We start from the raw sequence: 20,328 nt of genomic DNA, 5'->3' as shown, positions 1-20,328 counted from the left end.
CAAAAAAACGCCGCGATCTTTAAAGTTCACCACCTTATTCGCAGGGTGTGATTAGTGAAGACATTTGACCATCTGAGTGTGATCGGCCTGCGCGAGTGGGTGGCCTTGCCCGACCTCGGTGTGGCCGGGCTGCGCGCCAAGATCGACACCGGTGCCAGCACCTCCAGCCTGCACGCGACAGACGTCGAAACGTTTGAACGTGACGGCCAGCCGTGGGTCCGCTTTACTGCGCACCTGGGCACAGTGGTGCAACTGCGCCATCGCCGCTGTGAGGCACCGCTGGTCACCAGGAAGACCATCAAGAGCTCGAATGGCCATGCCCAGGTCCGCTACGTGATCCGTACGGCCCTGGCGCTGGGTGATCGAGTCTGGGAGGTGGAGTTCACCCTGGCCTGTCGCAAGGCCATGCGCTATCGCTTGCTGCTCGGTTCCAAGGCGTTGATCCACGGCCAACTGGTGGTCAACCCTGGGTTGAAATACGTTCAGGACAAACCGGCCTTTCCGGCCACCCTTTCCCCTGTCACAGGTGCTGCATGAAGATCGCTGTGCTGTCGCGTAACCCGCGTCTGTATTCCACCCGCCGCCTGGTTGAAGCCGGTACCCAGCGCGGCCATGAGATGGTTGTGATCGATACCCTGCGCGCCTACATGAACATCGCCAGCCACAAGCCGCAGATCCACTACCGCGGCAAACCGCTGGAAGGGTTCGACGCGGTGATCCCGCGGATCGGTGCGTCGGTCACGTTCTATGGCTGCGCAGTCCTGCGCCAGTTCGAGATGATGGGCGTCTACCCGCTCAACGAGTCGGTCGCCATCGCCCGCTCGCGCGACAAGCTGCGCTCGCTGCAGCTGCTCTCGCGGCGTGGCATCGGCCTGCCGATCACTGGCTTCGCGCATTCACCGGACGACATCCCTGACCTGATCCAGATGGTCAACGGCGCGCCACTGGTGATCAAGGTGCTGGAAGGCACGCAAGGCATCGGCGTGGTGCTGTGCGAGACCACCCAGGCGGCCGAATCGGTGATCGAGGCGTTCATGGGCCTGAAGCAGAACATCATGGTCCAGGAGTACATCAAGGAAGCCGGTGGCGCCGATATCCGCTGCTTCGTGGTCGGCGACAAGGTGATCGCCTCGATGAAGCGTCAGGCCAAGCCTGGCGAATTCCGCTCCAACCTGCACCGCGGTGGGGTTGCCAGCCTGATCAAGATCACCCCGGAGGAGCGCATCACCGCCATCCGCGCGGCCAAGGTGATGGGGCTGAGCGTGGCGGGGGTGGATATCCTGCGCTCCAATCACGGGCCGTTGGTGATGGAGGTCAATTCATCGCCAGGGCTGGAGGGTATCGAGGTGACCACCAGCAAGGACGTGGCGGGGATGATCATCGAGCACCTGGAGAAGAATGGCGGGCCGAACCAGACCCGCACCAAAGGCAAAGGTTGATACTGGCTGTGCCGGCCCCTTCGCGGGGCAAGCCCGCTCCCACAGGTTCTCTACTGGCCGCCAGAGCGGCGCCGTACCTGTGGGAGCGGGCTTGCCCCGCGAAGGGGCCAGCACAGACCCTGGAGATCAAACGGCATTACGCGGCAGCAACAGCCCCAACGGCAAGCGGACCCGCGCCTCGATCCCGCCTCCGGAGCGATTGCGCAACTCGACATTGCCACCATGCTGGGCAGCGATCCGCTTGACGATCGCCAGCCCCAGCCCGGTGCCCTTGCCGCCGCGCGCACGGTCACCACGAATGAACGGGTTGAAGATTGTCTCCAGCTCCGACTCATCGATCCCCGCCCCCCGGTCGAGCACGCTGAGCACCACGTACGGCGCGCTGTCATCCCCCGACACATAGGCCGCCACCTCGACCCCCTTCCCCGCGTGATGCAGGGCATTGCCGATCAGGTTGCCGAGCATGCGCTTCAACGAAACGCGCCGCAGCGGGAACGGCGGGATCGGCTCCAGGCACAAGCGCACGCGCTCTTCAGGCTGGTTGTACGGCGCCACCACCTCGCGCACCAACGCACCGAAGTCGATTTCTTCCAGCGGCTCGTCACGGCCATCGCGGATGAACGCCAGGAACTGGTCGAGAATCGCGTCCATGTCTTCGATGTCACGGACCATGTCATCGGTCAGGTCATGGTCGTTGGGCATCAGTGACAACGACAGGCGCAGGCGGGTCAGCGGCGTGCGCAGGTCATGCGACACCCCGGCCAACATCAGCTCGCGCTCGCGCGCGGCCTGTTCGACGTCCTCGGCCATCTGGTTGAACGAGCGGTACACCTCGGCCATCTCGCTCGGCGTGTCGCTGACCGGCAGCCGCACACTGCGCCCCTGGCCCAGCTGACGGGCAGCGAACACCAGGCGTTTGAGCGGCTGGTTGAGCTGACGCACGAAGATCCACGCCGACGCCGTCGACAACAGGCCGATGGCCAGGAACCAACCCAGCACGTTCCAGATCTTCTGCCCCCGCAGCGGGTGCGGGTACAGCGGCACCTTCAGCCAGCCCGGGCCCAGGCTCGGCGCGTTGACCCACAGCGCCGGTGGCGCATGCACGCGCAGGCGCACTTCGGTGTCGTCACCCAGCTCGGCCTGCATCTGCCGTTGGTAGATCTCGCTGTAGGGCCAGTGCTGCTCGCCTTCCGGCACACCAGAGCCGGTGACCCGGATCAGGCCTGCGGCTTCGGCGATCTTGTCACGGTTCTCTTCGTCGGCCGCCCAGTAGGCGCGCAGGGTCAGGGCCACACCGTGGCTGTACTGGCGGTCGACCAGTACGTCTTCGTTCATCAACAGATAGACCAGGGTCAGGGCCTTGGAGAACAGGACGACGATCAGCACCAGCCACAGCGTGCGGGCGAAGAAGCTTTGCGGGAACCACAGTGGGGTTTTCATCGAGGACAACTACTGCAAGACGGCGCGAGCGGGGCTCGCCAGGGTTGCCGGCCAGGCGCAGACGCAAACAGGGCGACCCGTTCGGGTCGCCCTGCCGCGTCTTGGCTGGCCTGCAGGCTCATTTGCCAGCGTTTCCGTCCGGCACGAAGACGTAGCCCACGCCCCAGACGGTCTGGATATAGCGCGGCTTGGACGGATCCGGTTCGATCATGCGCCGCAGGCGCGAGATCTGCACGTCGATGGAGCGCTCCAGCGCATCCCACTCGCGGCCACGGGCCAGGTTCATCAGCTTGTCGCGGGTCAGCGGCTCACGGGCGTGCATGACCAGCGCCTTGAGCACGGCGAACTCGCCGGTGGTGAGCATGTGCACTTCGTCGCCGCGCTTGAGCTCGCGGGTGGCCAGCGACAGCTCGTAGTCGCCAAAGGTGACGGTCTCGTCTTCGCTGCCCGGGGCACCCGGCACGCTCGGCGCCTGCCGACGCAGCACGGCCTTGACCCGCGCCACCAGCTCGTCAGGGTTGAACGGCTTGGCCAGGTAATCGTCGGCGCCCAGCTCCAGGCCCTTGATACGGCTCAGTTCATCGCCCTTGGCGGTGAGCATGATGATCGGGATCTGGTTGTTCGCCGCGCGCAGCCGGCGGCAGGCGGACAAGCCGTCCTCGCCGGGCAGCATCAGGTCGAGCACCACCAGGTTGAACACTTCACGGGCCAGCAGCCGGTCCATCTGCTCGACATTGGGCACCGCACGGGCGCGGAAGCCCTTGCTGGTGAAGAAACGTTCCAGCAGGCTGCTGAGCCCCGGATCGTCGTCGACGATGAGAATCTTGTCACCTTCAGCGGTATTTGCGGTGCTGGTCATCAATAACTCCTCTGATATCGCCGCGTATTATGGCGTAGCCACTGCAGCGCGTACCGTGTGCATTGTTAGCAGATTTTTCCCGGGGCGCCACTTCGGCACCTGCCGGGCTGGCTCAGGGCTATCACCGCAAGCCGGGCGTGATGCGTATAATGCGCGCCTTTCACCCAGCGCCGCCGGGCTCGAATGCCCACCTGCGGCCTCCAGTATTCACATATTGTCAGGTGGTTCTCATGGACAGCATCAACAGCCGTATCGCCGAGGAACTGGGCGTTCGCCCGCAACAGGTCGAGGCGGCCGTGGCCCTGTTGGACGAAGGCTCGACAGTGCCCTTCATCGCCCGCTACCGCAAGGAAGTGACCGGCAGCCTGGATGACACCCAACTGCGCCACCTGGACGAGCGCCTGCGCTACCTGCGCGAGCTCGACGATCGCCGCGCGAGCATCCTCTCGAGCATCGAGGAGCAAGGCAAGCTGACCCCGGAGCTGGCCCGTGAGATCAAGCTGGCCGACACCAAGACCCGCCTCGAAGACCTCTACCTGCCGTACAAGCAGAAGCGCCGCACCAAGGGCCAGATCGCCCTCGAGGCCGGGCTCGGCGAGCTGGCCGACGGCCTGTTCAACGACCCGCAGCTGACCCCGGAAACCGAAGCCGCGCGCTTCGTCGATGCCGACAAGGGCGTGGCGGACGTCAAGGCAGCGCTGGAAGGCGCCAAGTACATCCTCATGGAGCGCTTCGCCGAGGATGCCGGGCTGCTGGAAAAACTGCGCGGCTTCCTCAAGCAGGAGGCCGTGCTCAGTGCCCGCCTGGTCGCTGGCAAGGAAGAAGAAGGCGCCAAGTTCCGCGACTACTTCGCCCACGACGAGCTGCTGCGCAGCGCACCCTCGCACCGCGCCCTGGCGATCTTCCGCGGCCGTAACGAGGGCATCCTCAGCGCCTCGTTGAAGATCGGCGAAGAACTGCCCGGCACCCTGCACCCGTGCGAACTGATGATCGGCAGCCACTTCGGCGTCGAAAACCGCGCCCGCCCGGCCGACAAGTGGCTCGGCGAAGTGGTGCGCTGGACCTGGAAGGTCAAGCTCTACACCCACCTCGAGACCGACCTGTTCGGCGAGTTGCGCGAGGGCGCCGAGGGCGAGGCGATCAACGTCTTCGCCCACAACCTGCACGACCTGCTGCTGGCCGCGCCGGCCGGCCCGCGCGCCACCCTGGGCCTCGACCCGGGCCTGCGCACCGGCTGCAAGGTGGCGGTGGTCGATGCCACCGGCAAGCTGCTCGACACCGCCACCGTCTACCCGCACGTGCCGCGCAACGACTGGGACCGCACCATTGCCGTGCTCGCCGCGCTGTGCGCCAAGCACTCGGTCGAGCTGATCGCCATCGGCAACGGCACCGCCAGCCGCGAAACCGACAAGCTGGCCGCTGAACTGATCAAGAAATACCCCGCCCTGAAGATGACCAAGATCATGGTCTCCGAAGCCGGTGCCTCGGTGTACTCGGCCTCGGAGCTGGCCGCGCGCGAATTCCCCGACCTCGACGTGTCGATCCGGGGCGCCGTGTCGATCGCCCGCCGCCTGCAGGACCCGCTGGCCGAGCTGGTGAAGATCGATCCGAAGTCGATCGGCGTCGGTCAGTACCAGCACGACGTGTCGCAGTTGAAACTGGCACGCGGCCTGGACGCCGTGGTCGAGGACTGCGTGAACGCCGTCGGCGTAGACGTCAACACCGCTTCGGTGGCCCTGCTGACGCGAATTTCCGGGCTCAACGCGACCCTGGCCCAGAACATCGTCGCCCACCGCGACGCCAACGGCCCGTTCGCCACCCGCGCGGCGCTGAAAAAGGTCAGCCGCCTCGGCGAGAAGACCTTCGAGCAGGCCGCCGGCTTCCTGCGCGTGATGAACGGCGACAACCCGCTGGACGCCTCGGCGGTGCACCCGGAAGCCTACCCGCTGGTGCAGCGCATCGCCGCCGACACCGACCGTGACATCCGTTCGCTGATCGGCGACAGCGGCTTTCTCAAGCGCCTCGACCCGAAGAAGTTCACCGACGAAACCTTCGGCCTGCCGACCGTCACCGACATTCTCCAGGAGCTGGACAAGCCCGGCCGCGACCCGCGCCCGGAGTTCAAGACTGCTTCCTTCCAGGACGGCGTCGAAGAGCTCAAGGACCTGGAGCCGGGGATGATCCTCGAAGGCGTGGTGACCAACGTCACCAACTTTGGTGCCTTCGTCGACATCGGCGTGCACCAGGACGGCCTGGTGCACATCTCCTCGCTGTCGGAGAAGTTCATCAAGGACCCGCGTGAAGCGGTCAAGGCCGGCGACGTGGTCAAGGTCAAGGTCAAGGTCATGGAAGTGGACATCCCGCGTAAACGCATCGCGCTGTCCATGCGCATGGGCGACACCCCGGGCGAAAAGGTCGAAGGCAACCGTGGTGGCGGCCGTGGCAACGGCGGCAATCGCCCGCAGCAGGCGCCGCGCCCGCGTGAGGCGACGCCGGCCGCACCGAGCAACAACGCCATGGCCTCGCTGTTCGCCAACGCCAAGCAGTTGAAGAAGAAATGATCGACGCCCCCAGCGAATACGTCGAAAGCGCCTTCAGCCAGCTGCTCGGCTGCCGCCTGCAACACCTTGAAGAAGGGGTTGCAGAGGTTGCCCTGGCGCTCGCGCCGCAGCTGCGCAACCGCGGCCAGAAGCTGCACGGCGGGGCGATCTTCAGCCTGGTCGACATCGCCATGGGCCTGGCCTGCTCGGCCAGCCATGGCTTCGACCAGCAAAGCGTGACCATCGAGTGCAAGATCAACTACATGCGCGCCGTCAGCGACGGTGAAGTGCTGTGCCGCGCCCGCGTGCTGCACGCGGGCCGGCGCACCCTGGTGGTCGACGCCGACGTAGTCCAAGGCGACAAGCTGGTCGCCAAAGCGCAGGGAACCTTCGCAGTTCTCTAGCTCCCAAAGAGGTATCTGCGGTATTTTCGGCAGTGCGATGGCACTGCCGGAACCGCGTAACCAGGCGACAACGCCAGTTCCTTTGTCCCTACCCTTGTAGACCGTCATTTCTACCCCCATATTGGGGCGACTGACGCGTGAAGGAATACATCTTGAGCGACCTCCTCAATAGCCGCCTGAGCCTGCTCAGTGCCAATCTCCCCTTGCTCAAGCAGTGCCTGCACGGCATTGAGCGCGAATGCCTGCGCGTGACCGACCAAGGTCGCCTGGCCCAGACCCCTCACCCTGAGGCCTTGGGTTCGGCGCTGACCAACGAGCAGATCACCACCGACTATTCCGAGTCGCTGCTGGAGTTCATCACTCCGGCCCTGGCAGACCCGGCCGCGGTGCTCGAGAACCTCGAGGAGGTGCATCGCTTCGTCCAGTCCAAGCTCGGCGACGAATACCTGTGGAGCCCGTCGATGCCTTGCGCGCTGCCGGCGGAGGAAGACATCCCGATCGCCTACTACGGCAGCTCCAACATCGGGCAGCTGAAGTACGTGTACCGCAAGGGCCTGGCCCTGCGTTACGGCCGCACCATGCAGTGCATCGCCGGTATCCACTACAACTTCTCCCTGCCCGAGGCGCTGTGGCCGCTGCTACGCGAGGCCGAGGCCCCAGGCAGTGAGTGCGACCGCGACTTCCAGTCGTCGGCGTACATCGCCCTGATCCGCAACTTCCGCCGCTACAGCTGGTTGCTGATGTACCTGTTCGGCGCCTCGCCGGCGCTCGACGCGGGCTTCCTGCGCGGCCGCCCGCACCAGCTCGAGCACCTCGACGCCGACACCCTGTACCTGCCGTACGCCACCAGCCTGCGCATGAGCGACCTGGGTTACCAGAGCAACGCCCAGGCCGGCCTGACGCCGTGCTACAACGACCTCGCCAGCTACACCGACAGTTTGCGCAAAGCGGTGGGCACGCCCTACCCGCCTTACGTCGAGGTCGGCACGCACAAGGATGGCGAGTGGGTGCAGCTGAACACCAACATCCTGCAGATCGAGAACGAGTACTACTCGAACATTCGCCCCAAGCGCGTGACCTACACCGGCGAACGCCCGATCCAGGCCCTGATCGCCCGTGGCGTGCAGTACGTCGAAGTGCGCTGCCTGGACATCAACCCGTTCCTGCCGGTGGGCATCGACCTGCCGCAGGCGCGCTTCCTCGACGCCTTCCTGCTGCTCTGTGCGCTGGACGACAGCCCGCAGCTGGGCAATGGCGAATGCGGCCAGTGCACCAGCAACTTCCTCAGCGTGGTCAAGGAAGGCCGCCGGCCGGGCCTGGAGCTGCAGCGTAACGGCCAGCCCATCGAGCTCAAGGTCTGGGCCAGCGAACTGCTTGGCCGCATCGCGCCCCTCGCGGCGTTGCTCGACCAGGCCCACGGCGGCGATGAGCACGCCAAGGCGCTGACCGCCCAGCAAGCCAAGGTCGACGATGCCTCGCTGACGCCGTCGGCGCAGGTGCTGGCGCGCATGACCGAGCATGACGAAAGCTTCGTCAAGTTCTCCCTGCGCCAGAGCGAGCTGCACGCCGAGACCTTCCGCGAGCAGCCGCTCAGCCCCGAGCGCCAACAGGCCTTCGAGACCCTCGCGCGCGAGTCGCTGGCCAAGCAGGCCGAACTCGAGCAGACCGAAGTCGGTGATTTCGACCTGTTCGTCGGCGCCTACCAGGCGAGCATCCTGGCGATCAGCAACTGATGACCCGCACGGCCACATCGCGCAAGCCACGCGCCAGCAGCCAGGCCAGGATCGAAGCGATCCTGGCGGCGGCGCGCGAGTTGCTGGCTGAACACGGGGTGGCGGGGTTGTCGATCTACAGCGTGGCCGAGCGGGCGCAGATCCCGCCGTCTTCGGTGTATCACTTCTTCGCCAGCGTGCCGGCCTTGCTCGAAGCGCTGACGGCGGATGTGCACCGGGCCTTTCGCGAGGCTTTGCGCAAACCGATCGATGGCACGGCGCTGGGCACCTGGCATGACCTGTCGCGGGTCATAGAACAGCGCATGCTGCTGATCTACAACCAGGACGCAGCGGCTCGGCAGTTGATCCTGGCCCAGCATGGTTTGAGCGAAGTGACCCAGGCCGATCGTCAGCATGACATGGAGCTGGGGGAGTTGATGCACAAGCTGTTCGACCAGCACTTCCAGTTGCCGATGGTGCCGACGGATGTGGATGTGTTTGCCCTGGCCATGGAGCTGAGCGACCGGGTGTATGCCCGCTCGGTGCAGTTGCACGAGCAGATCACCCCGCGCATGGCCGAGGAAGGCCAGCGGGTGTTCGAGGCTTATCTGGGCTTGTATTTGCCGCCCTTCCTGCCTAAACGCTGAACATTCCGGGGGCGCTTCGCGCCCCTTCGCGGGCAAGCCCGCTCCCACAAGGGTCAGCGTTGATCCCTGTGGGAGCGGGCTTGCCCGCGAAGGGCCGCAAAGCGGCCCCAGTACGGCTCAGGCCATCACAGCTTGGCGATAGACACTTCGGTCGACTTGACGAAGGCAATCACTTCGCTGCCGACCTGCAGCTCCAGCTCTTTCACGGAGCGGGTGGTGATCACCGAGGTGACGACGCCGGAGGCGGTCTGTACGTCGATTTCCGACAGGACCGGGCCTTCGAGGATTTCTTTCACAGTGCCTTTGAACTGGTTGCGGACGTTGATCGCTTTGATAGTCATGGCTTGCTTCCTTGTGTCTGGCTTCTGGGGTTCAGTGAGCCCAACGCAGTTGCGTGGGCAAAGGGGCTACAGGGTCCGGCTCGGGCGACGCGCCCGGGACGGAAAGAACACGGTTGAGTACTTCGCTTTCCAACGCCGCCAGGCGGTGTGACCCCCGCGCCCTGGGCCGTGCCAGGTCGACGGTGAGGTCCAGGCCGACGGCGCCGTCCTCGATCAGGATCACCCGGTCGGCCACGGCGACAGCTTCGCTGACGTCATGGGTGACCAGCAGCACGGTGAACCCATGCTGGCGCCACAAGCGCTCGATCAGTTGCTGCATCTCGATGCGGGTCAGGGCGTCCAGCGCACCGAGCGGCTCGTCCAGCAGCAGCAGGCGCGGCTGATGGATCAGCGCTCGGGCCAGGGCCACTCGCTGCTTCTGGCCACCGGACAAGGACGCCGGCCATTCATTGGCGCGGTCAGCCAGGCCGACCGCTTCCAGGGCGTCCAGGGCACGTGGCCGCCAGTCGCCGGAAAGGCCCAGGCCAACGTTGTCGATGACCTTCTTCCAGGGCAGCAGGCGTGCATCCTGGAACATCAAACGGGTTTCTTCGCGGGCGTCGGCCAGTGGCGCGGCGCCGGCCAGCAGCTGACCGCCGCTGGGTTGGTCGAGGCCGGCCAGCAGGCGCAGCAAGGTGCTCTTGCCGCAGCCACTGCGGCCGACGATGGCGACGAACTGGCCGGCCGGGATGTGCAGGTCGATGCCGCGCAGCACTTCACGCTGGCCAAAGGTCTTGCGCACACCCTGGGTGGCCAGGGGGATGCCACGCAGCAAGCGCGGCGGTTGTTCTTTGAGCACGGTCATGCGCCCTCCTTCTTGGCCACTTGATAGGCCGGGTGCCAGCGCAACCAGACACGCTCCAGGCCGCGGGCGGCGAGGTCTGCCAGCTTGCCGAGGACGGCGTACAGGACGATTGCCAGGACCACCACGTCGGTCTGCAGGAACTCCCGGGCGTTCATCGCCAGGTAGCCGATGCCGGCGTTGGCCGAAATGGTTTCGGCGACGATCAGGGTCAACCACATGAAGCCCAGGGCAAAGCGCACGCCGACCAGGATCGACGGCAGTGCACCCGGCAGGATCACCTGGCGGAACAGGCCGAAGCCGGACAGGCCGTAGCTGCGGGCCATCTCCACCAGGGCCGGGTCGACGTTGCGAATGCCGTGGTAGGTGTTCAGGTAGATCGGGAACAGCGTGCCCAGCGCGACCAGAAAGATCTTTGCCGACTCATCGATGCCGAACCAGAGGATCACCAGCGGGATCAGCGCCAGGTGCGGCACGTTGCGGATCATCTGCACCGAGCTGTCGAGCAGGCGTTCGCCCCAGTTCGACAGGCCGGTGATGAAGCCCAACACCAGGCCAATACTGCCGCCGATGACGAAGCCAAGGCCGGCACGCCAGCCGCTGATCGCCAGGTGGCTCCAGATGTCGCCGCTGCGCACCAGCTCGACGCCGGCGCTGATCACCGCGCTCGGTGCCGGCAGGATGCGGGTCGACAGCCAGCCTGCGCTGACCGCCAGTTGCCACACCGCGAGCAGCAGCACGGGCAAGGCCCAGGGCGCCAGACGGTGTGCCAGATTAGTGGAAGTTGTACGGCTCATGGTCCGGTCCTCAGCTCTGCGACACGGACTTGGGCAGGATGTCGTTGGCCACCATCTCGCCGAACGGGCTCACGTAGCCGCCGGATTTCGGCTGCTCCGGGCGCTGTACGTCGATGTGGGGGAACAGCAACTCTGCCACCCGGTAGGATTCTTCCAGGTGTGGATAACCGGAGAAGATGAAGGTATCGATGCCCAATGCCGCGTATTCCTTGACCCGTGCCGCAACGGTCGGGCCATCGCCGACCAGCGCAGTGCCAGCGCCGCCACGCACCAGGCCGACCCCGGCCCAGAGGTTGGGGCTGACTTCGAGCTTGTCGCGGTTGCCGCCGTGCAGGGCAGCCATGCGCTGCTGGCCCACCGAGTCGAAGCGCGCCAGCGAGGCCTGGGCACGGGCGATGGTGTCATCGTCCAGGTGCGAGATCAGGCGATCGGCGGCGGCCCAGGCTTCTTCGTTGGTTTCGCGGACGATCACGTGCAGGCGGATGCCGAAGCGCACTTCGCGGCCTTGGGCAGCGGCTTTCTCACGCACCTGGGCGATCTTTTCAGCGACGGCTGCAGGCGGCTCGCCCCAGGTCAGGTACAGCTCGACCTGTTCGGCGGCGAGGTCCTGGGCGGCTTCCGAGGAGCCGCCGAAGTACAGTGGCGGACGCGGTTGCTGGATCGGCGGGTAGAGCAGCTTGGCGCCCTTGACCTGAATATGCTTGCCGTCGTAATCGACGTTTTCGCCTTCGAGCACCTTGCGCCAGATACGGGTGAATTCGACCGAAGCCTCGTAGCGCTCCTGGTGGTTGAGGTGCAGGCCGTCACCGGCCAGCTCGTCCGGGTCACCGCCGGTGACCAGGTTGAACAGCGCACGGCCATTGGACAGGCGGTCGAGGGTCGCGGCCTGACGGGCGGCCACGGTCGGCGAAATGATGCCAGGGCGCAGTGCCACCAGGAACTTCAGGTTCTGGGTCACCGGGATCAGCGACGCCGCCACCAGCCAGGAGTCTTCGCAAGAGCGGCCGGTCGGGATCAGCACCCCACCGAAACCGAGGCGGTCGGCGGCCTGGGCGATCTGCTGCAGGTAGCCGTGGTCGACCGCGCGGGCGCCATCGGAGGTGCCCAGGTACTTGCCGTCACCGTGGGTGGGTAGGAACCAGAAGATATTAAGGCTCATTGGAGTTGTCTCCTCAAGGGTGGCTCAAGCCGGGGCGGCGCCCCGGCACAGGCAAATCATTCAAGGCGCGCTTGCGACCTTGGCCGGGGGTGTCCAGATCACGTCCTTGATGCTCAGGGCCTTGGGAATCAGCTTCAGAGCCTGGAAGGTGTCGGCGATCTTCTGTTGTGCAGCCACCACGTCCGGGGTCAGCGGCGCGGCGCCGTAGCCTTGGCGCTTGACCGAGGTCAGGGTGATGTCAGCCGGCAGGCCCAGCAGCGGCGCCACCTGGTCGGTCACTTCTTGCGGGTTGGCCTGGGACCATTCACCCACCGCGCGGACTTCGTCGATCAAGGCACTGATCACGGCCGGGTGCTGGGTGGCATAGTCGCGGGTGGCCAGGTAGAACTGGTGGTTGTCGACCAGGCCCTTGCCATCACGCAGGGTGCGCGCTTGCAGCTGCTGCTCGGCGGCGGCCTGGTACGGGTCCCAGATCACCCAGGCATCGACGCTGCCACGCTCGAAGGCGGCGCGGGCATCGGCCGGGGGCAGGTAGACCGGCTGGATATCGGTGTACTTCAGGCCAGCGTCTTCAAGGGCGCGGACCAGCAGGTAATGAACGTTGGAGCCTTTGTTGAGGACGACTTTCTTGCCTTTGAGGTCTTTCACCGACTGGATCGTCGAGCCCTTGGGCACGAGGATCGCCTCGCTGTGCGGCGCCGGTGGCTCATAGGCCACGTAGAGCAGGTCGGCACCCGCGGCCTGGGCGAACACCGGCGGGGTTTCGCCGGTCACGCCGAAGTCGATCGAGCCGACGTTGAGGCCTTCGAGCAGCTGCGGGCCACCCGGGAACTCGGTCCACTGCACCTGGATGCCCTGGTCGGCCAGGCGCTTCTCCAGCGAACCCTTGGCCTTGAGCAGCACCAGGGTGCCGTATTTCTGGTAACCGATGCGCAGGCTTTCGGCCTGGGCCTGGGTGATGGCGCCGAAGGACACAGCCGCCGCAAACAGGGCGACCAGACCGCGACGCAAGAAGACTGTGCGCATGGCGCTCTCCATTACGAATGAGGTTCGGGTTGCACCTGCTTGCCTCGTTGACGGGCGAGTAAGGTGGAATAGCGGTAGGTAAAGCGGTTGTGCCGGTTCAGATGCTCCAGCGAGCACTGATCAAGCGTTCGTTGAGCTCCCCGGGCGCGACCGGTCGGGGTCGACGGGCCAGGGCGCTGTGAAAGGTTTCCAGCGAGTCCAGCAGCCGCGCTTCGAGGCTGGCGGCGAGTTGCGCCGGGGTGTTGCCTTCGCCGTATGCGACCTGGCTGTCGTCAGCGAAGATCCCTTGCAGGGTCTCTTGCGCCTTGAGTGCCGAGAGCACCGGCTTGAGGGCGTAATCCACCGCCAGCATGTGGGCGATACTGCCGCCGGTAGCGATCGGCAGGACCACCTTGTGTTCCAGGGCGCGCTCGGGCAGCAGGTCGAGCAGGGTCTTCAGGGCGCCGGCAAACGAGGCCTTGTACACCGGGGTCGAAACGATCAGGCCATCGGCCTTTTCCACCAGCGCTTGAAAGTGACGCACCTGCGGGCTGTCGAAGCGGGCATGGAGCAAGTCTTCTGCGGCGAACTCACGTACCTGGAAGGTCACGACCTCGACGCCGCGCTCCTGCAGCCAGCGGCCTGAACGCTCGAGCAACACGCCGGAGCGTGAACGGGTACTTGGGCTACCACCGACAGAAACAACCAACATGAGAAACGCTTCCTTCGATTCGTTGGCGGGGGGTTCTGGTTGTGGCCCCGCTTGATGTAAGTGACCTTAACAGCTCACCACATATATCTATAAATCATATTTTTTCATTTGTTTATTCCATTAAGTTTGCATCGCCCGGAACGTCCAATCGCGGGCAAGCCCGCTCCTACAAAGTGGCGCGCTAAAGGCCCACGCATAAAAAAGGGCCGTCGAAACGGCCCGAAGATCCCTGCTTGGCTAAGAGCAATACAACGATGAATGCTTAACGATTAGGTTGCGGGGTCAGACGCAGATACGGCTTCACGGCGCGGTAGCCCCTGGGGAAGCGCTGCTTGATCTCGTCTTCGTCCTTCAGCGACGGCACGATCACCACCTCGTCGCCGTCCTGCCAGTTACCGGGCGTGGCGACCTTGTGGTTGTCGGTCAGCTGCAATGAGTCGATCACCCGCAGGATCTCGTTGAAGTTGCGCCCGGTGCTGGCTGGATAAGTGATGGTCAGCCGCACCTTCTTGTTCGGGTCGATCACGAACAAAGAGCGCACGGTCAGGGTGTCGTTGGCGTTGGGGTGGATCAGGTCGTACAGGTCGGAGACCTTGCGGTCGGCATCGGCGATGATCGGGAAGTTGACCACGGTGTTCTGGGTCTCGTTGATGTCCTCGATCCACTTGTGGTGCGAGTCGACCGGGTCGACCGACAGGGCGATGGCCTTGACCCCGCGCTGGGCGAAGTCGTCCTTGAGCTTGGCGGTCAGGCCCAGCTCGGTGGTGCACACCGGGGTGAAGTCGGCAGGGTGCGAGAACAGCACGCCCCAGCTATTGCCCAGCCACTCGTGGAAGCGAATCTTGCCTTCGCTGGAATCCTGTTCGAAATCGGGGGCGATGTCGCCGAGTTTGAGGCTCATGGTGCGGCTCCTGTGTCTGCGTTATGGGTTCAATGTGCCTGCATTTGACTGAGATTAAAAAGAATAAATATCGATTTGTTTATAACTGGAAAGCATACAAAAAAACGGCCACAAAAAAGCCTCGCACTAGGCGAGGCTCTTTTTTGTGCAGCTACGACTTACTTGAAAGCGTAAGTGTAGTTGACGATGAAGCGGGTCTGATCCTTGTCGACCGGAGACTCACCCTCGCCACGGAAGATACCGTGACGCAGGCTGGCGCCCAGACCTTTCAATGTGCCTTCCTGGATCACGTAGTCGACACGAGCGTCACGCTCCCACTCATGGTAGGTGCCGTTGCCGGAGACATTACGGATGTCAGTACCACGCAGGTAGGAAACCGAAGCCTTCAGGCCCGGTACGCCAGCGCGGGCGAAGTCATAGCTGTACTGACCGAAGGTGGTGTTGGTACCGGCACGGGCAAACTGGTTGATCATGCTGTCAGTGAACAGGTAGAAGCTGGCACCACCCGCACCTTCAGCACGGCCGTTGCCGTCGGTGACACTACCTTGGTTCAGCCAGACGAAACCACCGTCATCACCAACTTGCTGGTGACCCAGCAACAGCGCATGGCCACCCAGGGTATAGGTGAACATGGCGGACCAGGTCTTGTTGTCGACCTCGCCAGTGTTCTTGGCGTAACCGCTGTTGTTGTTGAAGTTGTAGCCACCGCCGCTGCCGTTCTTGCCATCGCTGCTGCTGTCGAAGTAGCGCAGGTCAGTTTTGAACGACTGGTCGTCAGCGATCTTGAAGACGTGGGTCGCGCCCAGGAAGTGCTGTTTGTAGAAGTCTTCCAGGTTCGAGTAGTAGTACTGCAGGGTCAGGTCTGGAGTGAGTTTGTAGTCCAGGCCACCGTAGCGGAACTTGTTGCTGTCAGCGCTGGCGCCGTTGACCGACAGGCCCGTACGGTTGCTCGAAGCACGGCCCATGGCGTGCGTCAGCTGACCGGCGTTGATGGTCAGGTTGTCGATTTCCTTCGAGGTGATGGTGCCACCCTCGAAAGTCTGCGGCAGCAGGCGGCCATCGTTGGAGACCAGGATAGGCAGTGCAGGTGCCAGGGCGCTACCGAAGTGCGCTTCGGTCTTCGAGAAGCGAGCTTTGGCGTTACCACCGATGCGCGCCCACTGATCTACCGACGAACCGTTGGTTTCGCTTGGCATGAAGGTGCTGGTGTTAGGGTGCTTACCGCGGCCGCCATCAAGGTGGATACCCCAAAGTGCCTGGACATCAACACCGAAACCTACGGTACCGTCAGTGAAACCGGACAGGTAATCGAGCTTGAAGCCCTGACCCGATTCTACGTTGTCAGCACCGCCTTCGCGGTTGTCATCATTGAAGTACATGGTGCGCGAGCTAAGGGACAGTTTGCTGTCCTCAACGAAACCGGCAGCGCCTGCTTGTTGGGCGAGAACCCCCAGTGCCACGGCGAGAGCCAGGCTGGACTTGTACATGTTTTGCTCCTCTACGTTCTAATTTTTGTGTATCTCTGGCGACGGGATCTGATGCCCCGCTCTGCCTTGGACTGGCGATTAAGTCCCAAAGCGTGACCGTGAAGTCAATCGTTTCCAATCGTTTCACGACTTTGGTCTAAGGCCACCTGCGCTACAGGATAATGACAATCCTATAAATCCAAAATGACCGTTTTGTGAATTTGTAAGATTATTCGGGAATATCGTAGGAACGTTTACTGCGAAAAGTTGTATCGACCGCAACCTTTCATAGCTTTAGGTTATTTGCAAACGTTTGCTCATAACCTTATTCCAAGCGGTTATGTCGGGTCGGAAAAGCCTAGCAGGCGCTTCTGAATCCGCCAGCCGATGCTCTGCCACGGGGCCCCCGCCGCTTAAATCAATTGGCTCCTAAGCTAATGCAAAAAAGTTATTTATTTACAATTTCTTAGATCATTTAGTCTTCTCGGCATGCACAACACCCCTATTGCCTGACGAGGAGTTCAACCATGATCCCGCACGCTCCGCTGCGCCTGTTTGCCGCCCTGACCCTCGCCAGCACCAGCTGGTTTGCCCAGGCTGCCGACCTCACCGTGGCCTACCAGACCACCGTCGACCCGGCCAAGGTCGCCCAGGTCGATGGCAGCTATGAAAAAGCCAGCAAGGCCAGCATCGACTGGCGCAAATTCGATAACGGCGCCGACGTGATCACCGCCGTCGCCTCGGGCGATGTGCAGATCGGCTACCTCGGCTCCAGCCCACTGGCCGCCGCCGCCACCCGCAAGCTGCCGGTTGAAACCTTCCTGATCGCCACCCAGATCGGCGCCGGTGAAGCGCTGGTCGCCCGCGACAGCATCAAGACCCCGCAAGACCTGATCGGCAAGAAAGTCGCCGTGCCGTTCGTGTCCACCGGCCACTACAGCCTGCTGGCCGCGCTCAAGGCGTGGAACATCGACCCGTCCAAGGTGCAGATCCTCAACCTTGCGCCGCCGGCGATCATTGCCGCCTGGAAGCGCGGCGACATCGACGCCACCTACGTCTGGGACCCTGCCCTGGGCGTCGCCAAGGAGAACGGCAAGGTGCTGATCACCTCCGGCGAACTGGCCAAGAAAGGCGCGCCGACCTTCGACGCCTGGATCGTGCGCAAGGACTTCGCCGACAAGCACCCCGAGGTGGTCAAGGCCTTCGCCAAGGTCACCCTCGACGCCTACGCCGACTACCGCAAAGACCCGAAAACCTGGCTGGCCAACCCAGACAACGTCGCCAAGCTGGTCAAGTTGTCGGGCGCCAAGCCTGCGGACATCCCGGTGCTGCTGGAAGGCAACGTCTACCCGCTGGCCGCCGACCAGGCCAACGCCCTCGGCGCGCCGACCACCCAGGCACTGACCGACACCGCGACCTTCCTCAAGCAGCAAGGCAAGGTCGACGCGGTCCTGCCGGACTACTCGCCGTACGTCAGCGCCAAATACCTCCCCAACTGATCCGGAGCCTGTCATGGCCTTGCTCGAACTGGAGCGCATCAGCGCACAGTACCCCGGCGCCGACACCCCGGTGCTGGCCGACATCAACCTGAGCCTGGGCCCGCGCCAGCTGCTGGTGGCCCTCGGGCCATCGGGCAGCGGCAAGACCTCGCTGCTCAACCTGATCGCCGGCTTCGTCGCCCCCAGCGGCGGGCGCATCACCCTCGACGGCGTGCCGGTGCAAGGCCCCGGCGCCGAGCGCGGGGTGGTGTTCCAGGACGACGCCCTGCTGCCTTGGCAGGACGTACTGGGCAACGTCGCCTTCGGCCTCGAACTGGCCGGCGTGGCGCGTGCCGAGCGTGAGGCCAAGGCCCGCGAGATGCTCGCCCTGGTCGACCTCGAAGGGTTTGCCGGGCGGCGTATCTGGCAGCTGTCCGGTGGCCAGAAGCAACGCGTCGGCCTGGCCCGCGCGCTCGCCGCCAACCCACGCGTGTTGCTGATGGACGAACCGTTCGGCGCGCTCGATGCGTTTACCCGCGAGCAGATGCAGGAGCTGCTGCTGCAGGTCTGGCAGCGCACCGCCAAACCGGTGTTCCTGATTACCCACGACATCGAAGAAGCGGTGTTCCTCGCCAGTGAGCTGGTGCTGCTGGCGCCTAACCCCGGGCGCGTGGTCGAGCGCCTGCAGCTGGACTTCGGCCAGCGTTATGCCGCCGGCGAATCGGCGCGGGCGATCAAGTCCGACCCGCAGTTCATTGCCACCCGCGAGCACGTCCTGGCGCGGGTGTTCTCCCAACGCGAAACCGCCCGAAGGGAGCAAACCGTATGAGCAGCCTCGAATTGCCCGTCGCCGCCAAACCCGCAAGCCAGGGCACGCCGGTGCGCAAACCACGCCGCTCGATCCCGACCCGCTGGATCAGCGCCCTGACCCTGGCCGCGCTGCTGCTGGTGTGGTGGCTGGTGACCGCCGCAGGGCTGGTCGAGCCGCTGTTTCTGCCGTCGCCGGCCGATATCCTCGCCAAGGCCTGGGTACTGCTGACCCAGGGCTACATGGACGCCAGCCTCTGGCAGCACCTGGGCGCGAGCCTGGGGCGGATCGGCGTGGCCCTGCTCGCGGCGACCCTGACCGCGATTCCGGTCGGCATCGCCATCGGCTACAACCGCATCGCCCGCGGCATCTTCGACCCGTTGATCGAGTTCTACCGGCCGATCCCGCCGCTGGCGTATCTGCCGCTGATCGTCATCTGGTGCGGCATTGGCGAGTTGTCCAAGGTGCTGCTGATCTACCTGGCGATCTTCGCCCCGATCGCGATCGCCACCGCCACCGGCGTGCGCACCGTCGACCCGGCCAAGCTGCGCGCGGCGCAGTCGCTGGGCGCGAGCAAGGCGCAACTGATCCGCCATGTGGTGTTGCCGAGCGCCCTGCCCGACATCCTCACGGGTGTGCGGATCGGCCTTGGGGTCGGCTGGTCGACCCTGGTGGCCGCCGAGCTGATCGCCGCCACCAGCGGCCTGGGCTTCATGGTCCAGTCGGCCGCGCAGTTCCTGGTCACCGATGTGGTGGTGCTGGGGATCCTGCTGATCGCGCTGATCGCCTTTGCCCTGGAGATGGGCCTGCGCGCCCTGCAACGCAAGCTGGTGCCCTGGCACGGGCAGAGCCACTGAACAGAACGAGATCGCCATGAGCCTGACCATCACCCCACTCAGCCCGGCGCTCGGCGCACAGATCAGCGGCGTCGACATCAGCCGCGACATCACCCAGGAGCAGCGCGATGCCATCGAGCAGGCGCTGCTCAAGCACCACGTGCTGTTCTTCCGTGAGCAGCCGCTGACCCCAGTGCAGCAAGCCGGTTTCGCGGCGCGTTTTGGCGACCTGCACATTCACCCGATCTACCCGAACGTGCCTGAAACCCCGCAGGTGCTGATCCTCGACACGGCGGTCACCGACGTCCGTGACAACGCCGTGTGGCACACCGACGTGACCTTCCTGCCGACCCCGGCGCTGGGCGCGGTGCTCAGTGCCAAGCAGTTGCCGGCGTATGGCGGCGATACCCTGTGGGCCAGTGGTGTCGCGGCGTTCGAGGCGCTGTCGGCGCCGCTGCGTACGCTGCTCGACGGGCTGACCGCGACCCATGACTTCACCAAGTCGTTCCCGCTGGAGCGCTTTGGCACCACCGCCGAAGACCTCGCCCGCTGGGAAGCGACCCGGCGCAACAACCCGCCGCTGTCGCACCCGGTGGTGCGCACGCATCCGGTCAGTGGGCGCAAGGCGTTGTTCGTCAATGAAGGGTTCACCACGCGGATCAACGAGCTCAGCGAGCACGAGAGCGAGGCGCTGCTCACGTTGCTGTTCGCCCATGCGACGCGGCCGGAGTTCACCATTCGCTGGCGCTGGCAGGAGAACGACGTGGCGTTCTGGGATAACCGCGTGACGCAGCATTACGCGGTGGACGATTACCGGCCGCAGCGGCGGGTGATGCACCGGGCGACCATCCTGGGGGATGCGCCGTATTAAGCGTTTCGCCTGAAGCCCTGCGTTGAATGCGCCACCGTATTCGCGGGTAAACCCGCTCCCACAAGGTCCGAA

Annotated in this window: 20 protein-coding genes; 10 read left to right on the top strand and 10 right to left on the bottom strand. The window is 64.5% G+C overall.

Going from position 1 to position 20,328, the window contains the following annotated elements:
* The first annotated feature begins 54 nt into the window (after positions 1–54).
* Positions 55–537, top strand: a complete 483-nt coding sequence (gene rimB, locus CCOS865_RS02000) for a retropepsin-like aspartic endopeptidase RimB (RefSeq protein ID WP_119137414.1) — start codon at positions 55–57, stop codon at positions 535–537.
* Positions 534–1,439: a 30S ribosomal protein S6--L-glutamate ligase gene (gene rimK / locus CCOS865_RS01995; protein WP_119137413.1), complete on the top strand. Its 906-nt coding sequence runs from the start codon at positions 534–536 to the stop codon at positions 1,437–1,439. The genes rimB and rimK overlap by 4 nt, the downstream gene beginning before the upstream one ends.
* A gap of 126 nt (positions 1,440–1,565) precedes the next feature.
* Here rimK and CCOS865_RS01990 read toward each other — a convergent pair whose 3' ends face one another.
* Together CCOS865_RS01990 and ompR are read right to left on the bottom strand one after the other, a co-directional pair.
* Positions 1,566–2,879, bottom strand: coding sequence for an ATP-binding protein (locus CCOS865_RS01990; protein ID WP_119137411.1), 1,314 nt, complete (start codon positions 2,877–2,879; stop codon positions 1,566–1,568).
* Positions 2,880–2,997: 118 nt separating this feature from the next.
* Positions 2,998–3,738: an osmolarity response regulator transcription factor OmpR gene (gene ompR, locus CCOS865_RS01985; RefSeq protein WP_119137409.1), complete on the bottom strand. Its 741-nt coding sequence runs from the start codon at positions 3,736–3,738 to the stop codon at positions 2,998–3,000.
* A gap of 230 nt (positions 3,739–3,968) precedes the next feature.
* On the opposite strand from ompR, the gene CCOS865_RS01980 reads away from it, so the two are divergent.
* The 4 genes from CCOS865_RS01980 to CCOS865_RS01965 all read left to right on the top strand — a co-directional run bounded on the left by CCOS865_RS01980 (position 3,969) and on the right by CCOS865_RS01965 (position 9,041).
* Positions 3,969–6,299: a Tex family protein gene (locus CCOS865_RS01980; protein WP_119137407.1), complete on the top strand. Its 2,331-nt coding sequence runs from the start codon at positions 3,969–3,971 to the stop codon at positions 6,297–6,299.
* Positions 6,296–6,682 (top strand): PaaI family thioesterase, encoded by a 387-nt coding sequence (locus CCOS865_RS01975; protein WP_415842574.1) that lies wholly within the window; start codon positions 6,296–6,298, stop codon positions 6,680–6,682. The genes CCOS865_RS01980 and CCOS865_RS01975 overlap by 4 nt, the downstream gene beginning before the upstream one ends.
* 152 nt (positions 6,683–6,834) lie before the next feature.
* A complete protein-coding gene (gene gshA / locus CCOS865_RS01970) occupies positions 6,835–8,415 on the top strand; it encodes a glutamate--cysteine ligase (RefSeq protein ID WP_167468997.1) in 1,581 nt (526 codons plus the stop codon).
* Entirely contained in the window at positions 8,415–9,041 is a 627-nt protein-coding gene (locus CCOS865_RS01965) for a TetR/AcrR family transcriptional regulator (RefSeq protein ID WP_119137403.1), read from the top strand. The genes gshA and CCOS865_RS01965 overlap by 1 nt, the downstream gene beginning before the upstream one ends.
* A gap of 125 nt (positions 9,042–9,166) precedes the next feature.
* On the opposite strand, the gene CCOS865_RS01960 is transcribed toward CCOS865_RS01965, so the two are convergent.
* The 8 genes from CCOS865_RS01960 to CCOS865_RS01925 form a co-directional block, all read right to left on the bottom strand.
* Complete coding sequence (locus CCOS865_RS01960; protein ID WP_101322556.1) at positions 9,167–9,382, bottom strand: TOBE domain-containing protein; 216 nt, start codon at positions 9,380–9,382, stop codon at positions 9,167–9,169.
* Positions 9,383–9,413: 31 nt separating this feature from the next.
* A complete protein-coding gene (gene ssuB / locus CCOS865_RS01955) occupies positions 9,414–10,226 on the bottom strand; it encodes an aliphatic sulfonates ABC transporter ATP-binding protein (protein ID WP_119137401.1) in 813 nt (270 codons plus the stop codon).
* Positions 10,223–11,020 carry an aliphatic sulfonate ABC transporter permease SsuC gene (gene ssuC, locus CCOS865_RS01950; RefSeq protein ID WP_119137400.1) on the bottom strand — a complete coding sequence of 266 codons (798 nt, stop codon included), beginning with the start codon at positions 11,018–11,020 and terminating at the stop codon, positions 10,223–10,225. Before ssuC ends, ssuB begins: the two co-directional genes overlap by 4 nt.
* A gap of 10 nt (positions 11,021–11,030) precedes the next feature.
* Positions 11,031–12,179, bottom strand: coding sequence for an FMNH2-dependent alkanesulfonate monooxygenase (ssuD, locus tag CCOS865_RS01945; protein ID WP_119137398.1), 1,149 nt, complete (start codon positions 12,177–12,179; stop codon positions 11,031–11,033).
* A 60-nt stretch (positions 12,180–12,239) separates the two neighbouring features.
* Complete coding sequence (locus CCOS865_RS01940) at positions 12,240–13,205, bottom strand: sulfonate ABC transporter substrate-binding protein (RefSeq protein WP_119137396.1); 966 nt, start codon at positions 13,203–13,205, stop codon at positions 12,240–12,242.
* Between the two features lie 97 nt (positions 13,206–13,302).
* Positions 13,303–13,896 (bottom strand): NADPH-dependent FMN reductase, encoded by a 594-nt coding sequence (gene ssuE / locus CCOS865_RS01935; RefSeq protein WP_119137394.1) that lies wholly within the window; start codon positions 13,894–13,896, stop codon positions 13,303–13,305.
* Positions 13,897–14,158: 262 nt separating this feature from the next.
* Entirely contained in the window at positions 14,159–14,797 is a 639-nt protein-coding gene (locus CCOS865_RS01930; protein WP_119137392.1) for a peroxiredoxin, read from the bottom strand.
* 158 nt (positions 14,798–14,955) lie between these two features.
* On the bottom strand, positions 14,956–16,284 hold the full coding sequence (locus tag CCOS865_RS01925; protein ID WP_119137390.1) for an OprD family outer membrane porin: 1,329 nt from the start codon (positions 16,282–16,284) through the stop codon (positions 14,956–14,958).
* A gap of 506 nt (positions 16,285–16,790) precedes the next feature.
* Here CCOS865_RS01925 and tauA point away from each other — a divergent pair.
* Genes tauA through tauD form a run of 4 tightly spaced genes read left to right on the top strand, consistent with a single transcriptional unit; the run spans position 16,791 to position 20,256 of the window.
* Complete coding sequence (gene tauA / locus CCOS865_RS01920) at positions 16,791–17,762, top strand: taurine ABC transporter substrate-binding protein (protein ID WP_119137388.1); 972 nt, start codon at positions 16,791–16,793, stop codon at positions 17,760–17,762.
* A 13-nt stretch (positions 17,763–17,775) separates the two neighbouring features.
* Positions 17,776–18,570: a taurine ABC transporter ATP-binding subunit gene (gene tauB, locus CCOS865_RS01915; protein ID WP_119137386.1), complete on the top strand. Its 795-nt coding sequence runs from the start codon at positions 17,776–17,778 to the stop codon at positions 18,568–18,570.
* A complete protein-coding gene (gene tauC / locus CCOS865_RS01910) occupies positions 18,567–19,406 on the top strand; it encodes a taurine ABC transporter permease TauC (RefSeq protein ID WP_119137384.1) in 840 nt (279 codons plus the stop codon). The genes tauB and tauC overlap by 4 nt, the downstream gene beginning before the upstream one ends.
* A gap of 16 nt (positions 19,407–19,422) precedes the next feature.
* On the top strand, positions 19,423–20,256 hold the full coding sequence (gene tauD, locus CCOS865_RS01905; protein ID WP_119137382.1) for a taurine dioxygenase: 834 nt from the start codon (positions 19,423–19,425) through the stop codon (positions 20,254–20,256).
* The last annotated feature ends 72 nt before the right edge of the window (positions 20,257–20,328 follow it).

Origin of the sequence: Pseudomonas reidholzensis, assembly GCF_900536025.1 — a bacterium.
In the GTDB taxonomy this organism is placed as follows: Bacteria; Pseudomonadota; Gammaproteobacteria; order Pseudomonadales; family Pseudomonadaceae; genus Aquipseudomonas; species Aquipseudomonas reidholzensis.
Note: the sequence above shows the minus strand (reverse complement) of the source record. Positions and strands in the feature narration are given on the sequence as shown.

Bases quoted from the DNA above. Each gene is read 5' to 3' on its own strand.
- rimK (WP_119137413.1), top strand. From the start codon at position 534: ATGAAGATCGCTGTGCTGTCGCGTAACCCGCGTCTGTATTCCACCCGC.
- CCOS865_RS01990 (WP_119137411.1), bottom strand. From the start codon at position 2,879: ATGAAAACCCCACTGTGGTTCCCGCAAAGCTTCTTCGCCCGCACGCTG.
- ompR (WP_119137409.1), bottom strand. From the start codon at position 3,738: ATGACCAGCACCGCAAATACCGCTGAAGGTGACAAGATTCTCATCGTC.
- CCOS865_RS01980 (WP_119137407.1), top strand. From the start codon at position 3,969: ATGGACAGCATCAACAGCCGTATCGCCGAGGAACTGGGCGTTCGCCCG.
- CCOS865_RS01975 (WP_415842574.1), top strand. From the start codon at position 6,296: ATGATCGACGCCCCCAGCGAATACGTCGAAAGCGCCTTCAGCCAGCTG.
- CCOS865_RS01965 (WP_119137403.1), top strand. From the start codon at position 8,415: ATGACCCGCACGGCCACATCGCGCAAGCCACGCGCCAGCAGCCAGGCC.
- CCOS865_RS01960 (WP_101322556.1), bottom strand. From the start codon at position 9,382: ATGACTATCAAAGCGATCAACGTCCGCAACCAGTTCAAAGGCACTGTG.
- ssuB (WP_119137401.1), bottom strand. From the start codon at position 10,226: ATGACCGTGCTCAAAGAACAACCGCCGCGCTTGCTGCGTGGCATCCCC.
- ssuC (WP_119137400.1), bottom strand. From the start codon at position 11,020: ATGAGCCGTACAACTTCCACTAATCTGGCACACCGTCTGGCGCCCTGG.
- ssuD (WP_119137398.1), bottom strand. From the start codon at position 12,179: ATGAGCCTTAATATCTTCTGGTTCCTACCCACCCACGGTGACGGCAAG.
- CCOS865_RS01940 (WP_119137396.1), bottom strand. From the start codon at position 13,205: ATGCGCACAGTCTTCTTGCGTCGCGGTCTGGTCGCCCTGTTTGCGGCG.
- ssuE (WP_119137394.1), bottom strand. From the start codon at position 13,896: ATGTTGGTTGTTTCTGTCGGTGGTAGCCCAAGTACCCGTTCACGCTCC.
- CCOS865_RS01930 (WP_119137392.1), bottom strand. From the start codon at position 14,797: ATGAGCCTCAAACTCGGCGACATCGCCCCCGATTTCGAACAGGATTCC.
- CCOS865_RS01925 (WP_119137390.1), bottom strand. From the start codon at position 16,284: ATGTACAAGTCCAGCCTGGCTCTCGCCGTGGCACTGGGGGTTCTCGCC.
- tauA (WP_119137388.1), top strand. From the start codon at position 16,791: ATGATCCCGCACGCTCCGCTGCGCCTGTTTGCCGCCCTGACCCTCGCC.
- tauB (WP_119137386.1), top strand. From the start codon at position 17,776: ATGGCCTTGCTCGAACTGGAGCGCATCAGCGCACAGTACCCCGGCGCC.
- tauC (WP_119137384.1), top strand. From the start codon at position 18,567: ATGAGCAGCCTCGAATTGCCCGTCGCCGCCAAACCCGCAAGCCAGGGC.
- tauD (WP_119137382.1), top strand. From the start codon at position 19,423: ATGAGCCTGACCATCACCCCACTCAGCCCGGCGCTCGGCGCACAGATC.